This is a genomic window from Pectobacterium parmentieri (assembly GCF_001742145.1).
Lineage (GTDB): Bacteria > Pseudomonadota > Gammaproteobacteria > Enterobacterales > Enterobacteriaceae > Pectobacterium > Pectobacterium parmentieri.
The window spans coordinates 455,822-471,350 of the sequence record NZ_CP015749.1 but is presented as its reverse complement, the minus strand read 5'-3'; the positions used below and the strand labels follow the sequence as shown (position 1 = coordinate 471,350).

Genomic DNA, 15,529 nt, shown 5'->3' with positions numbered 1-15,529 from the left:
CCTGTAAGCTCGAGCCGCGCCATCCCTGGCGCGGACGCTTTACTCTTCTATCCCATTACCACCGTTCTCGTTCTGTAAGTAGATTTGTCAACGCTCTGAACGTTGTCATGACAAAACAACGTAGTAATCAAACTACTTCTTAACGGTAACGTTCTTGATTTGCCATGTGCTGTCGCTGGTCAGTTTGACATTCTTCATCGTCACCTCTATCGGTTTTTTAGCATTCTCACCGTTCAGTACCACGACTCCCTTGGTTTCAGACGTCACGTCCTTAAACGTGATATCACTCCAGTCTGGGACATTACTCCCTTCCTTTTTCTCATATACCGTATCAATCACGATCGGTTTCGCGACATTCTTCATCACGACATTACTATATCGAACACCATTGACCACCCCGGCAGCCGATTTATCGCTTTTGATGCGCAAACCGTTGGTCGTGCCGTTCATCTTCAAATCATCGACCGTGACGTTATAAACGCCCATGGTTTCACTGCCGATCGACATACCATGTCCAGTACCGAAATCGTTATGGAGGATCGAGATATTGCGCGTTTCCGCCCGACCTTTATACGCTTTGATCGCGACGTTATCGTCGCCCGTTGCAATATTGCTGTAGGCAATAGTGATATTTTTTGACGACATCGGATCGATACCGTCCGTGTTTCTGGCGGTGGACGGTGTTTTAATCGTGGTTTTCCACGCGGTAAACCCATCACCGTCGCTAAAGACGACGTGGAAGTTCGGGGAATTGATTAAGGAAACGTTATACAGCGTAAAATTCTTACTCTTATTAATCTGAATCAGCCGAGGAGTATTCTGTTTTAACTTTTTCACTTTGGCATCGGCAGCCAGTTCCCACCAGCTCACCTTTTTATCCTGAAGCTTCACGCCGCCCTGCCCATCAATCGTGCCCGGCCCATAGATTCCGCTATTTGTCGTACTCACGGCAGTAATAAACGCATCACAGCCTTTACCATTTTTATCGACCACACCACAGGATGAAGGCGCATTCTCAAAAGACTTGGCGTTATTCACAGCGCGTAGGGTCACCCCTTTGTCGATTAATAGGCTAACACCTGAAGGCAGAGAGAGTGGACCGCTCAGAAAGACAGAGGTACTCCCTGCGCTCAACCTTACGGCTTTTCCTTGATCGCAATTATTCAGCGCTTTTTGAATCGTACTGGTTGCCGTGCTGCTGTCCGCTTTAAGCGTCGTACAAGAGGATGGTGTTTTCGGTTCACTCACCGTTCGTGAGTCAGAAGCCCATGCCGATGCGCTAAACAAGCCGATAAGACCCAGTGATAATGATAAAACGCGCTTGCCTGATTGATATTCCATGTCAAACCTCACCTTATAAATGTCCGTAATTTTTCGGTTACTAAAAAGGAATTACGCTTTCTTTAACTTAATAAGAAAAATAAAACGCTTTTATAGAAACTCAAAACTATCGCACATACATATGTAGATTAATAAAAGTCCATTTACATAAAAAACCTCAATACTTATTAAAAAAGCACTGGGCTTTATGCGTGATTAAATTATCACCACAAAATTAAATGAAACATCAACAGAACGTGGAAACAAACCGAATCCCGTCACGCGCGGAAGTCTACAGGTGGTAAGATTTTCATCCCTTCTCGATATCCATTTATTATTTCCATTAACAACCCTATAGATATTAATTAAAAAATAAATAATTAAACAAAACATAATTAACAACAAATAAAATTAAATTAAAAATAATAACAAGGTAAATCAAATAATATGATTAACCTCAATATTTCCCCTGAATTATTATTAATCCAAAATCCCCTGTTATATACTTCCCTCGATGCGCTAGGACTCCCTCTTTATTTAGTCTAAATAAAGAGAAAAAATATCCGTTTAATTTACAAGGAAAAACACATGTTTAAGTATTTAACACCGATATTTTTATGTACGGCTGCTTTTTCTTTTCAAGCTCAGGCTGATGACACCATGCTGATGCTGCTGAAAAAAGATAATGCCACCTATTTAAGCTGGTCTACCGATGCAGGCAATGTTGTTCGCCAGGATGTGTATCGCAGCACCAGTAATAATCAGGCTGGCAGCGAAAAAATCGCAGAACTCAATTCTACCGACAGAACCTTTACGGATTTAACCGCCAATCCGAAATCGGACTATTGGTATTGGGTGGATACGGTTAGCAGCAATAATAACGTCCAGAAGTCTAACGCAGCACAAACAGCACCAGCGCCATTACGTGCAGCGCCGCTGAAAGCAGCCAGTTCAGAGTGTAAAGCGGGCGCGGTAATTAAAGATAAAACCGTCGACTGCGGCGGTATTACTCTGGGTCTAAGTTGTACTGGTGACAGTGATAAGCAGCCTCCGGTTATCACGCTGGAAAATGCCACCATTAAGAACCTGCGTATCTCTGAAAAAGGCGGCTCTGACGGTATCCACTGTAAATCAGGCAACTGCCGTATCGAAAACGTGATCTGGGAAGACGTCTGTGAAGATGCAGCAACCAACCTGGGTAAAACCATGACCATCGTCGGCGGTGTTGCCCATAACACCACCAATGGCCCTGGCGGCAAGCCGGACAAAGTGCTGCAACAGAATGCCAAAAACAGCCACACTATCGTACAGGGCAACTTCACCCTGACTGGCCAACACGGCAAACTGTGGCGCTCTTGCGGTGACTGCACCAACAACGGTGGCCCACGTAACCTGACCATCATCAGCGCAACCGTTAACGGCACCATCGACAGCATCGCTGGCGTAAACCGTAACTTTGGAGATGTCGCTGAAATCCGCGATCTGCGTATTAAAAACTACAAAGCCGGTAACCCTAAAATCTGTGAAGAGTTTAAAGGCATCGAAAAAGGGAAAGGAAAGACTGAGAAATATGGTGAATTCTGGGATAGCAAGAACTGCAAAGTCAGCCGTTCAAACGTAAAAGCCCTGTAATTCAGCCAGTAGAACGCACTCCTCTGGAGTTCTTACGCATCAGACGCCAACAGACCGTGCTTATGCCAGCACGGTCTGTTTCATTTCATCACCCTTGCTGCAATTCGGTAAACAGCGTGCGCTTCAGCGCCAGCTCAACGCCGCGCAGTTCCGCCAGCCCTTTCAAGCGACCGATTGCCGAGTAGCCAGGATTGGTTTTCTTTTTCAGATCGTCCAGCATCTGATGCCCATGATCTGGGCGCACAGGGATAGGACGACGATCGCCCGCCTTCTGACGCCGCAACTCTTCCGCCAGGATGGCATTAATGATCGCCACCATGTCCACATCCCCCTGCAAATGCGCCCCTTCGTGGAACGAATTGGGGTTCTCTTCCCGACAGGTGGCACGCAGATGGGTGAAATGCACGCGATCGGCAAACGTTTCCAGCATGTCAACCAGATCGTTATCGGCACGCACACCGTAAGAGCCGGTACAAAAAGTAAAGCCGTTATGAAGGCTGTCAACCGTCTGTTTCAGCCAACGCATATCGTCAATGGTGGACATCACACGCGGCAACCCAAGGATTGGGCGCGGTGGATCATCAGGGTGGATAGCAAGACGGAGACCGGCCGATTCCGCGACAGGCACAATTTCACGCAGGAAGTGACCAAGGTGCTCACGCAGTTTGGCATGGTCGATACCATCATATTCAGCCAAACGACCACGGAATTGATCCAGCGTATAGCCTTCTTCAGACCCCGGCAGGCCTGCGATGATATTGCCGGTCAAGCGCGCAATATCCTCTTCGCTCATACCGCGGTAGTAGTCAGCAGCCTGTGCCTGCTCATCCGCCGTATAATCTTTTTCAGCACCGCGGCGTTGCAGGATATGCAGTTCAAAGGCAGCAAAGGCAATATGATCGAAACGCAGCGCTTTTGAGCCATCCGGCAGCACATATTCAAGATCGGTTCGCGTCCAATCCAGCACGGGCATGAAGTTATAACACACTGTATCAATGCCACACTGTGCCAGATTTCGCAGCGATTGCTGATAGTTGGCAATATGCTGTCGATAATTCCCCGTTTGGGTTTTGATCTCTTCATGAACCGGTACGCTTTCGACCACCGACCACACCAACCCTTTCGCCTTCAATTCAGCTTTACGCTTTTCAATCTCCTCAACCGACCAAATTTCGCCATTGGGGATATGGTGCAACGCCGTCACCACGCCGGTTGCTCCAGCTTGTCGAACATCATCCAGTGAGACAGGATCGTTCGGACCGTACCAACGCCAAGTTTGTTCCATACCGAGTTACCCTTTTTTGCCAAGTGAGATGGTTGTTTTCGTCACTTTTTTCATCAATAAATGAGGAAAAGCCTACCTCACCGATGCAGGCTGTCAAACGAAATGTGTAAATTGATTGACCAATTACACAAAAAATCCATTTTTTGGACTAACAACCTGCATGAATAGGCAATTAAAATGAAAAAAACGTCAGGAATAGATCATTTGGTCTGATATCTTTCTCTCCATACGCCAATATGATGTCGGAGAGAAAATCCACATAGAAAGGGAATAACGGGGAAATTAAGATTCCAGGCGGGAAGGAACGGACTCGAACAGGTAGCCGTCAAAGGTCGGATCGTCCACATTCGAGATTTCCAGCAGTTTAATTTTTACATTCTCCAGATGCTGCCACATCGCCTGACGCGCCATATTCACATCACGACGAGATACGGCCCGCAGGATCTGTTCATGATCGTCCAACCACTGGCGCTGATAGCTGAAATCATCGGTATGAGAGTGAATTCCCTGCCACATTGGACTGCGCTTACGCGCTTGCCACACCTCATACACCATGTTGGCTAAGACACTGTTTTGAGTGGATTGTGCCAACAGGCAATGGAACTGTTCATCAGCGCTTTCATCCACGCTGCCGTTCTCAAGCGACGCCCTTTCCTGTTCAATGGCCTGTCGCATTTTCACAATGTCACTTTTGGTGGCCTGCATCGCGGCAAATGCAGCAACCTCACCTTCCAGCAGTTGGCGCGCCTGCATCAGCTCGAAAGGGCCATAGCCGCTGTCGACTACGCTATCTTTCCCCTGCGCGGTCGGGAGTTGCATAACATAAACGCCCGAACCTTTGCGTACCTCAATCAGCTTTTCCAGCTCCAGCATGATCAGGGCTTCGCGTACCACGCTACGACTAACGTTGTAGGTTTCAGCAATATCACGCTCGGGAGGCAAGCGATCGCCAATCTGATAGTTTCCTTTCAGAATTTCCGCGCGAAGATTGTCACCAATCTGCTGATATAAACGCATACCGCCATCCCTTTATTCAACATCGGCCATCGTAATATTGGCCTGACCAAAAGACAGAAAAAACGCCTAATTTGTCCGAAGTATAACATGAAGCCCCACAGCGCCGCACATTGAGCGCCATGCTTGCTAAATAATTTCAGATATAGTGTTGTCGAATCGCCATATCCCATTAGCTATCAGGTTGATGTCGCCAGCAGGCAAGGAGAATAAATGACAATAAACGTATTCCGGTTCGTTTCGTGGCCAATCTGGAAACGGGTGATGGTAGGTTTGTTCGCCCTCGTGGGCGTGCTTTTTATGGTGGGGTGCAACAGCAATCCACGTGATATGACACCATTAGGGCAACCATCATTCGAGCGCTATCAGCAGGAAACGGCACGCTGGGTAGAGCAGCATCGCGCCTTCCAAACCACCGATAAACAACGGGAATTACGCTGGAATACCCCCAGTGAAACCCGCCCATCGGGTCAACCTCGTAAGGCGATTTTACTGGTGCACGGACTGGGAGACTCCCCCGGTTCGTTCATTGACATCACACCGAAATTGGTCGAACAAGGATTTCTGGTCAGAACCGTTTTGCTGCCGGGACACGGCACGCGCCCTTCCGACCTGCTGCACGTCACCGTTGATGACTGGCGCAAAGCGGTCGCCGAACAGGCAGCAATCCTCAGTAAAGAGGTGGATGAAATCTATCTGGGCGGCTTTTCCACTGGCGGCAACCTGGTGCTGGAATACGCGTCACAACACGCTGAAATCAAAGGGCTCGTGCTGTTTTCACCCGCGATTAAATCCAACGAAAAATACGATTTCATGACGCCACTGCTGTCCGTATTTACCGACTGGCTGATGCCGCCGCGCCCTGGTTATCCTGAGCAGTTAGCGACCCGCTATATGCGCGTACCGACTAACGGTTTCGCTCAATATTACTATTCCAGCAGCGGTGTTCGTTCACAACTGGCCAAAAAACCTTATGACAAGCCAGTGTTAATCGTTCTGGCGGAACATGATTCCGTCGTCGATACGACCTATATTGTCAACATGTTCGATACGCAGTTTACCAACCCGCGCAGTCGCCTAATCTGGTACGGCGATCGCCCTGCTGGGGTACATTCCTCACGAATTTTAGTGCGTACAGGTTCATTGCCTGAATGGCGTATCAGCCAGCTCTCACATATGTCGCTCCTATTTTCACCAGAAAATACGGAATACGGCAAAACCGGCTCAATCGTTATTTGCGCCAACGGACAAACCAATAACGACCTGACGGCCTGCGCGGATCGCAGCACGCTGTGGTATTCCGACTGGGGATATATAGAAAGTGGTAAAACCCATGTGCGCCTGACCTTCAACCCCTATTTCGACTGGCAAAACCAGATTATGCTCAACGTATTAGACGCACAATAACCTTACCCAAACGGATGCATTCCCTAAATAATTCGAGTTGCAGGACAAAACGTTAACGTTTTGAACAACGCAAAGCGTTGGCCCTTTCAGATATGAGCCGAGTATTGCCAACGCACCTGTGGCTTGAAGTATGACGGGAGTTGTCATCATTTGGTCATCAAGGGCAGGTATTTTGACGTAAAGATAAATTCGCCCAAAGATTAACCATGATCGCCATGCCCGTTCCTTGCGCCCGACCGCTCCTTCGCGGTACACCGGTGGCGCGAGATCTTTGCATTCCTCTGCCGGATGTTTCTCCTGACACCGACAATGCCACCGTATTGCAGTTGTTCAGTAAAAATAAAGAATGGGTCAGCCTGCCTGTCGTAGAGGATGGACGTCCTTTCGGCTTAATCAACCGCCATATTTTTCTCTCGCAAATGTCCCGGCCTTTTTATCGCGAACTGTATGACAAAAAGAGCTGCATCGCGTTTATGGATAAAAATCCGCTGATTATCGATGCGCTGGCGTCGTTAAACGACGTCGCCGATCAAACGGTGATCACCGGAGATAAATCGCTGACGGACGGCTTTATGATCACCGAAAACGGGCGTTATATCGGTATCGGACTCGGCATCGATCTGATCAAGGCCGTATCAGATATGCATCTACGCCAACATCAGCAGATCATGCAAAGTATCGAATATGCCAGCGTGATTCAGTCCGCAATGCTAACAACATCAACGCAGGCGATGTCTCGTTCTCTGGCCGATTGGTGCTTAGCCTGGGAGCCACGAGACTGTGTCGGCGGCGACTGCTATGCCTTTAAAACCTATCAAAACGGCTGGCTTGCCGCCGTCACAGACTGTACCGGGCACGGCGTGCCCGGCGCATTTATGACCTTGATCTTCGCTTCTGCGTTGGAACAAGCGCTGACCCAGCACGGCCCCATGCTACCCGCGCGGTTATTACAAGCGATCAACCGCCATATCAAAGACACGCTGGGGCAACGTGACGAAACTCGCCAGCTTTCAACCTCTAATGACGGCTGCGACGCGATGCTGGTGTTCTGCGACACAACGCGCAACACGCTGACGTTTTCCGGCGCACGGATGCCTGCATTTATGCTGCAAAATAGTACCGGGCAACTCACGCCACTCCAGTGCGATCGAATGGGTATCGGCTATACCGAGACACCTTATGACTATCAGTGGTCAAGCTACGAATTGCCGCTGCATGACAATGATATGTTTTTCACCACCACGGATGGATTGACGGATCAAATTGGCGGAGAACGCAGGATTATGTTTGGTAAACGACGGCTACGAGAGCATCTCCAACACTATCAAAGCCAACCCATGCGTGAGCTGGCTAACCAATTGCTATCCGCACACCAGATCTACCAGGGCGATCAGACCCGACGAGATGATTTAACCTTTTGGGGCTTCCGACATTGTTCGACTTTTGTTTAATCAGGTAGGCAGAATGATGCCAGACATCAAATACACCGAGTTCTTTTCACCCTCTCATCAGCATGACATCACGCTGTATTACGTGGGCTATTTTTCACAAAATATCATCAGTTCACTGGCTGAAACCATGAGGCTACAACTGGAGAAAAAGCAGCTTCCCGCCGGTATCCGTCGCAGACTGTTCTCCACATTCGTGGAAATGGTACAAAACATCACTCGCTATTCCGCCGCACAGTTAACTGCGCTTGATCACCCCGTTGAGGTACGTCATGGCTCCGTGTGCCTGGGTTACGAAAATGGGAAATATTTCCTGTTATGCGCCAACCCGGTAAGCCCCGACGATGTAGAGAAGTTACGCGGGCGTCTTGAACCACTGCGCGGGATGACGCTTGATGAAATCCGACTCGCCTACAAAGTCTCTCTGCGCGATGAAACCCCGTCATCAAGCAAAGGCGCAGATATGGGTCTGTTGACCGTCGCACGTGATGCCAGTGAGCCACTCCAGTTTACGTTTCGGGCCGACGCATCAACGGGGCTATCTACGTTTTATCTGAAGGCAATCATTTGACATGAAAAATATAACGACCCTAAGCAACCTCCATATTTCGGGGACATCCTGTACCCCGGCAGTTGATTTTCACTTTGACACACACCGTCTTTATCTTTCCGGCGAATCTTATCCTGAGAATGCTGCGGCGTTTTATCGTCCGCTGCTCACCGAGATTGAAGCCTATCTACACAAACTGACGATCTGCGCAGAAACCATGCCACCGGATGAGACTCAGCCAAGCATCGAAATACATGTTTCCCTGATTTACTTCAACAGCTCCAGCACCAAGATGCTGTTCAGTTTGTTCAACCTGCTGAATCAGGCTGCGGAACAGGCGTTATCGATTGCGCTGTATTGGTATTACGACAAAGACGACGATATTGCGGAAGAATTTGGTGAAGAACTCCATATCGACTTCCCTGCCCTGACCTTTCACAGCACGATTTTGAGTGATAACCATGAGCACAATTGACTTGTTTACACCGGAATACGACATTCTGCTCGCTGCGCGCAACATCGCTAACCAGCAGGAAAGGCCTGCTGAAGTCTATCGTGACACGCTGCTGGCATTAACCGACCATTACCAGCGACTGGTACGAGAGTCACACCGCCTGATTTCACGCAGCGATCGGGCTGAGAAGGAGTTGAATCGCCTGAACGCGCAGCTCAACCAGTTGGCGGTCGAGTTGGAATACAAAGCCAGCCACGATCCATTGACCAGCGTGTATAACCGCGGTGCGATTATTGAACGCATCAACCATGCGCTGGAACGCAACCAGGCAGCGCTCATCGTGTTAGATATCGACCACTTTAAACAGGTGAATGATACCTATGGTCATCCGACGGGCGATGCCGTGATCTGCGATCTGGTATCACGTGTGCAACACCTCCTGAGTACGACAAACAGCATTGGCCGCGTGGGCGGTGAAGAGTTCACCATTCTGCTGGAAGGGCACACACTCATGCAGGCCGTCGCCCTTGCCAGCCAACTCCATCACGATCTCAACAGGATGCCGCTCAGCGTACTGCCACAGCAGCGCGTCACCGCCAGTTTTGGTGTCAGTTGGGCACCGCAGAAGACCCGTTTCGATGCGCTATACGGCGCGGCGGACATTGCGCTTTATAAAGCCAAAGAAAAAGGAAGAAATAGGGTGGAGTTTCAATAAGTCGTAGGCTGAGCGATTGCCGTCGCTCTGGCTCACGACCATAATAGTGGGTATTGGCTCACCCGAGACACATTCCCCTATGCGATTCGATTTAACCGATCTCCGACTGTTTCTCAATATTCAGAAAGCAGGCAGCATTACCGGTGGTGCAGCGGCGTCCAGTCTGACCGTACAGGCCGCCAGCGAGCGAATCCGGGGGATGGAAGAGGAACTGGGTGTAGCGTTATTGCTGCGATCAAAGGCCGGCGTTTCGCTCACCGACGCGGGATTTTCGCTGGCACATCATGCCCACCTTATCCTGCGTCAGGTAGAACATATGCGCAGCGAATTACATCAATACGGCAAAGGGCTGCGCGGTCATATCCCCCTGTTGTGCAACTCTGCTGCACTGAACGAGTATTTGCCTGCTCTGCTGGGGCAATATCTGGTGGCCTGCCCGCAGATATCCGTATCAGTGAATGAAAAACTCAGCCGCGATATCGTCGATGCCATCCGCAACCAAACCGCCGACCTCGGCATTGTGGCCGACTCCGTTACACTCGACGGTTTAGAAACCCGACCATTCCGCCAGGATGAACTGGTCGTTGTGGTTCCTCGAACCAGCATCTGGTCAGGGACAACGCAACTTACCTTTTCCGCCATCTCTGACGCCGAATTCGTCGGGCTCAGCGAAGGTGCTGCGTTACAGGAGCACATCGATGAACATGCCAGAAAGCTGGGAAAACGTCTGAATTATCGCGTGCGTCTTGCCAGTTTCGATGCCGTCACGCAGGTGATCCACAGCGGTATCGGCATTGGCATTCTTCCGCGACATGCTGCACAGCGCATGATGGCGCGGCTAGAGATTCACACGATTCCGCTGTCAGACGAGTGGGCAACGCGCAATCTGGTTATCTGCGCTCGACAATTTTCCACTCTTCCCGGCTATGTTCAGGATTTCGTGACTTTTATTACCGCAGAACATACGGATTAGGCCAGCCCGCGTAGCGCCATGTATCCACCCAGCGCAATCAGCCCGATAAAGAAGCAGCGCCGGAAAACCTGTTCGCTAATAACGTGGCGCAAGCGCTGTCCAATTATCATGCCCAACAGAGCAGGAATTAGCACCAGCACCGACTGCCAGAGATCGACACTCTGTAGCCCGCCTCCCTGCATCAGTTGTAGCGCCAGTCCCAGAGTAGAGACGGTAAACGCCAGCCCCAGCGCCTGTACCAGATCGTTTTTATTGAGCCGCAGGCATTGTAGGTAAGGCACGGCGGGAATCACGAAGACCCCCGTTGCCGCCGTGATTGCGCCCGTGAGGTAGCCCACCAGCGGCGAGAGCCAAATTTCATGACGACCTGGCTGCGGCAAGGTGGTTGCCACGATTCCCCATAGGCCGTAGACCACCAAAATGCCGCCAAGCGCCGCGCTCGTCCATGACGATGATGACGTTAGCGCAGGTAGCCCGTTCCATAACGTCCCAATAATAATGCCGACAAATAGCGTCCAAAACCGCTTAATCAGACTGAAAAAGGCAGGGCCGCAGACAAGCTGCCAAATGTTGGTCACCAGCGAAGGCACAATCAGTAACCCTGCCGCGCTGGCTGCGGGCATCACCAGCGTTAGCAGGCCCATGGCGATCGTTGGTAATCCCAGGCCAATCACACCTTTCACCACGCCAGCCAGCAGGAATACCACCATCATCGTCGTCATTTATCGCCTCGGTTTGTTGCGTCATAGGAAGAACTCTACGCAGGAATAGTCCAATGAGGGCACTACTGGTGTCTATGCGGATTGTATTGAGGCTGATTCAGGGAAAATTTGAGATAAAGGGAGGATTGAGAGTCTTGGAGTCACATCTTTATGCATAATGCATATGCAGGCTCAGAGGCCGTTTCGTGCGCCACAATATCGTTATTTTCATGCTACCTCGTAGCACGCGCCCGACGCAGGGCGCTCAGTCGCCGCCGCCCTGCGAACCCTAGCTTCCGGCTAAATTATGTCGCTACGCGATGCCTTCGTCGGTATCAGGCTTAACGGACCGCTTGCGACACGCTCCCTGCGTGGCGCAAGCTGAGCCTGCTATCTCCTCAGCATAATTTCTTACGCCGGATAACGGCAAACCTCACTTACGTCCCTGCATTATGTAAGAGACAGCCCCTGAGAATGGGGCTGCCACACCAAGCAGATATCTTAGTCACGCTGGCCTTAGCGTGCGCGGCCTACCGCTTCACCAAGCTGCCATACGGCCATCGCGTAATGCGTGCTGTGGTTGTAGCGCGTGATGGTGTAGAAGTTCGGTAAACCGTACCAGTATTGGTAACCCGTCCCAACATCCAACCGCAGCAGGCTGGCTTCACTGTATCCCGCTAGCGAATGCTGTGGCATTAACCCTGCGGCCTGAAGTTCAGTGAGCGAGTAGCGGGTATTAAAACCGTTCGGGAGTAGCGGTGCCTGACCGTTTGCCAGCACCGCGACAGGCGCACCCTTCACCCAGCCGTGCGCTTTGAAATAATTGGCTACGCTGCCAATCGCGTCCACCGGGTCCCACAGGTTGGTATGTCCGTTGCCATCAAAATCCACGGCGTAATTCTTGAAGGATGAAGGCATAAACTGCCCGTAGCCCATCGCACCAGCGTAAGAACCACGCAGGCTGAGCGGATCGTTGCCTTCCTTACGCGCCATCAGCAGAAAGGTTTCCAGTTCGCCCGCAAAGTAATCGGCACGTCGCGGGTAATCAAACGCCAACGTTGCCAGTGCATCAATGATGCGCGTTTTCCCCATTACTCTGCCCCAGCGGGTTTCAACGCCAATAATACCGACGATGATCTCAGGAGGAACGCCGTAAATATTCTGGGCACGCTGTAGCGCATCCTGATATTGATTCCAGAACGCTACGCCGTTCTGCACGTTATCTGGCGTAATAAATTGATTACGGTAGCGGTTCCAGGCACCGTTCGGCCCTGAAGGGGGTCGAGATGTCGGGGCTTGCTTATCCATCAGACGGATCACCCAGTCCAGACTTTTCGCCTGAACCAGCACATCATGCAATTGCTGGCGATTAAAACCGTGCTCCAGCACCATTTTATCGACAAACCGTGCAGTGGCTGGGTTAGTCGCAAAATCGCCGCCTAGCGGATGGACATTGTGTGCAGGTTCAAGCAGGAAACCGCCTTTGAAAGGATTACCCGAAGGGGCTTCTGCAGGAGGGGGGGCTGGCTGAGTGCTACAGGCAGAGAGCAAAACGAGCAGAGGGAGAAAACGAACCAAATGACGCATCAGATATCCGTATAGCCAGGTAAGAAATCAATATCAGCTATGGTAAAGGATTGTCTGATGTGAAAAAACCAGCCAGAGATGAAAAAATGCTGCGCGCCAACCAGAGAGGAGACTGACGCGCGCGTCATCACACCTGAATCAGTTTTTCTTCACAAATTCAGATTTCAGCTTCATCGGACCAAAACCGTCGATTTTACAATCAATGTTGTGATCGCCTTCTACCAGGCGAATCCCTTTCACGCGGGTGCCAATTTTCAGTGGGGTCGAACTGCCTTTGACTTTCAGGTCTTTAATGACCGTCACCGTATCGCCATCCGCCAGCAGGTTGCCATTGGCATCTTTTACCACTAAAACGTCATCCTGCGCCGCCGCATCGCCTGCCGCCGACCACTCATTCCCGCATTCAGGGCAGTTAAGCATTTCGCCCTCTTGCCAGGTATATTCAGAACTGCATTTCGGACAATGAGGTAACTGTTGCATGATAAACTCCTGAAAAATTCACAATAAAAAAGCAATAAATATCATTAGGTAATCACCCTATTTCCGATATTTTACCTTTTTATACCTGTTTTTGATAGTGAAGCTGAGTTTATCGCGACTTTACAGCCCGTCTGACACCGCTCCTCGCCTTGCTGCCAGAAACACAATTAATGCTTCTTGCGTAAGCGCTTTGGAATACAGCCAGCCCTGCGCATAGGCTACACCAAGGCTTTTCAGGTAGGTTTCCTGAATCAGGGTTTCGACACCTTCGGCAACAATTTGTTGGTTAAGGCAATGTGCCATGCTGACGATATGAGACAGCACAATGTCGCCTGGTGAATGATTATTAATATTCCAGACAAAAGATTTGTCAATTTTAAGCTTATTGGCTTTGACCCGTTCAAGATACGACAGCCCGGCATATCCAGTACCAAAATCGTCAATGGCAACATCAATGCTTTTCTGTTGGTACAATTCCACCATCAATCCGGCCTTTTGTGGTTCGATCATTGATGACTCGGTTAATTCGACATTGATATTCGTCCCTTCAAGACCGTGTACGGCAATATACTCCACGAGATAATTGAAAATGGAAATATCTTCAAATTCCGCGGCCTCAAGATTGATAGAAACAAACATCTCAGGATAACTTTTCTTCAGCACGCAGGCCGTTTGTAACGCCTCATCAATGACGTATAACGTCATTGCTTTCATCAACCCCACCTGACGAATCATGGGAATAAAAGAGTCCGGCATAATTACGCGCCCGTCCGAATGACACCAGCGAATCAACGCTTCACACCCCACAACCTGGGCGGTATTCAGTTCAATAATCGGCTGATAATGCAATTCGAACTCTTTTTGCTTCAGTGCCTGATTAAGAACATAACGCGGACTCTGGATAGTCAGTGTTCGCCGAGAGATCAACGTCGAAAGCAGTAGGGAAAAGAGGAAAAAAAGGGGCAAAGAGGAGAAAAAAATTGTCAGATAACGGGTAGTACTCACGGGTTTATCTGCGCTCACCACCAGAGCAAGATTGCTATTTGATAGCGGTTTTAGAACATAATATTTACTATCAATATAAAATCTATCGGCTCGATTTTCTCCCGTTATCAGGCGAGGGAAAACGCTACCATCGATCGAATCCGACAAGATAACCTGTCCATTCTGTTTTTTTCTTTCCAGCAATGTACATCGGATATTATGGCTATGGGAGGGAATATCCAGAAATGAACGCGGATTTAACACGACAAAATGATGCGTTGCGCCAACATAAATCATTCTCTTATTACGGTTCAGCGGGCTTTCGACATTATACCAAACGCCATAGACGCTTTTATAAACAAAATCGGGTTTGGGAAGAAATAAGGTATTAATGTCGTTCAGCATTGAAGAACAGCGCGGCCGATTCCCATCGATATAGACCACGTCCTGAATATAATCATTATCGTAAGCCACCTTGCGTAGCATATTCAGATGAGGATCCTCGCAATAAGGCAAACGGTATTCTTCTAACTTATCCAGCGCGGAGGTCGCCTGCGCCATTATTTCGCCAGCGTGTTCAAGCGTGAGAGTAGAAAACGTCTCCACATCCTCTTCAAACTGTTTGAGTTTGAAAATCGAGTGGACCTCAAGTACCAGCGCAAAAAGCAAAGCTAGGATAAAAAATAGGCTGAAAAATAATAAGAAAAAACCTTTCTTAAAACAGAGCATTTGAAAACAAGCTAACAGGTTCTTTCTCATAGGGAAGGCGACGTATCATCATCACGAGAAATCCAACATAGCACATAACCCTTCCCGACAATGTATGGATATCCTAAATAATTATGATTTCAAGGCCTTGATAACAGGATTGCCAACCGCATGTTGGCTTAGCTCGTTCTGCTATTCCGCGATCCCAAGGTACTGATTACAGGATCGCCGTCTTCGCTACCGAAGGCGCTAAGGAGGAATGATAGGGGAT

The 15,529-nt window shown here is 49.5% G+C and carries 14 protein-coding genes; 7 read left to right on the top strand and 7 right to left on the bottom strand.

The features are described 5' to 3' along the window. Positions 1–132 precede the first annotated feature (132 nt). Positions 133–1,341, bottom strand: coding sequence for a glycoside hydrolase family 28 protein (locus A8F97_RS02055; RefSeq protein ID WP_033071839.1), 1,209 nt, complete (start codon positions 1,339–1,341; stop codon positions 133–135). Positions 1,342–1,908: 567 nt separating this feature from the next. Here A8F97_RS02055 and pelI point away from each other — a divergent pair. After that, entirely contained in the window at positions 1,909–2,952 is a 1,044-nt protein-coding gene (gene pelI / locus A8F97_RS02050; protein ID WP_014700878.1) for a pectate lyase PelI, read from the top strand. Positions 2,953–3,040: 88 nt separating this feature from the next. On the opposite strand, the gene uxuA is transcribed toward pelI, so the two are convergent. Both uxuA and A8F97_RS02040 read right to left on the bottom strand, forming a co-directional pair. Next, positions 3,041–4,237 (bottom strand): mannonate dehydratase, encoded by a 1,197-nt coding sequence (gene uxuA / locus A8F97_RS02045; RefSeq protein ID WP_015730997.1) that lies wholly within the window; start codon positions 4,235–4,237, stop codon positions 3,041–3,043. 282 nt (positions 4,238–4,519) lie between these two features. Beyond that, positions 4,520–5,254 carry an FCD domain-containing protein gene (locus A8F97_RS02040; protein ID WP_005975951.1) on the bottom strand — a complete coding sequence of 245 codons (735 nt, stop codon included), beginning with the start codon at positions 5,252–5,254 and terminating at the stop codon, positions 4,520–4,522. A 210-nt stretch (positions 5,255–5,464) separates the two neighbouring features. Here A8F97_RS02040 and A8F97_RS02035 point away from each other — a divergent pair, with 210 nt between their 5' ends. The 6 genes from A8F97_RS02035 to A8F97_RS02010 all read left to right on the top strand — a co-directional run bounded on the left by A8F97_RS02035 (position 5,465) and on the right by A8F97_RS02010 (position 10,798). Continuing rightward, on the top strand, positions 5,465–6,658 hold the full coding sequence (locus A8F97_RS02035; RefSeq protein WP_033071840.1) for an alpha/beta hydrolase: 1,194 nt from the start codon (positions 5,465–5,467) through the stop codon (positions 6,656–6,658). Between the two features lie 206 nt (positions 6,659–6,864). Further along, positions 6,865–8,109, top strand: a complete 1,245-nt coding sequence (locus A8F97_RS02030) for a SpoIIE family protein phosphatase (protein ID WP_014700881.1) — start codon at positions 6,865–6,867, stop codon at positions 8,107–8,109. 13 nt (positions 8,110–8,122) lie between these two features. Further along, positions 8,123–8,677, top strand: coding sequence for a SiaB family protein kinase (locus tag A8F97_RS02025; protein ID WP_015731000.1), 555 nt, complete (start codon positions 8,123–8,125; stop codon positions 8,675–8,677). Position 8,678: 1 nt separating this feature from the next. Further along, a complete protein-coding gene (locus tag A8F97_RS02020; protein ID WP_014700883.1) occupies positions 8,679–9,131 on the top strand; it encodes a DUF1987 domain-containing protein in 453 nt (150 codons plus the stop codon). Continuing rightward, entirely contained in the window at positions 9,118–9,825 is a 708-nt protein-coding gene (locus tag A8F97_RS02015; protein WP_025918797.1) for a GGDEF domain-containing protein, read from the top strand. The genes A8F97_RS02020 and A8F97_RS02015 overlap by 14 nt, the downstream gene beginning before the upstream one ends. Positions 9,826–9,904: 79 nt before the next feature. After that, complete coding sequence (locus A8F97_RS02010) at positions 9,905–10,798, top strand: LysR family transcriptional regulator (RefSeq protein WP_033071841.1); 894 nt, start codon at positions 9,905–9,907, stop codon at positions 10,796–10,798. Here the strand turns inward: A8F97_RS02010 and A8F97_RS02005 are convergent. The 4 genes from A8F97_RS02005 to A8F97_RS01990 form a co-directional block, all read right to left on the bottom strand. Beyond that, positions 10,795–11,520 (bottom strand): sulfite exporter TauE/SafE family protein, encoded by a 726-nt coding sequence (locus tag A8F97_RS02005; RefSeq protein ID WP_014700886.1) that lies wholly within the window; start codon positions 11,518–11,520, stop codon positions 10,795–10,797. The two genes, A8F97_RS02010 and A8F97_RS02005, sit on opposite strands and share 4 nt — an antisense overlap. Before the next feature lie 495 nt (positions 11,521–12,015). Beyond that, positions 12,016–13,086, bottom strand: a complete 1,071-nt coding sequence (gene mltB / locus A8F97_RS02000) for a lytic murein transglycosylase B (RefSeq protein ID WP_033071842.1) — start codon at positions 13,084–13,086, stop codon at positions 12,016–12,018. A gap of 138 nt (positions 13,087–13,224) precedes the next feature. Further along, entirely contained in the window at positions 13,225–13,566 is a 342-nt protein-coding gene (locus A8F97_RS01995; protein ID WP_010285776.1) for a zinc ribbon domain-containing protein YjdM, read from the bottom strand. 120 nt (positions 13,567–13,686) lie between these two features. Continuing rightward, positions 13,687–15,309 (bottom strand): EAL domain-containing protein, encoded by a 1,623-nt coding sequence (locus tag A8F97_RS01990; protein ID WP_033071843.1) that lies wholly within the window; start codon positions 15,307–15,309, stop codon positions 13,687–13,689. Positions 15,310–15,529: the final 220 nt, after the last annotated feature.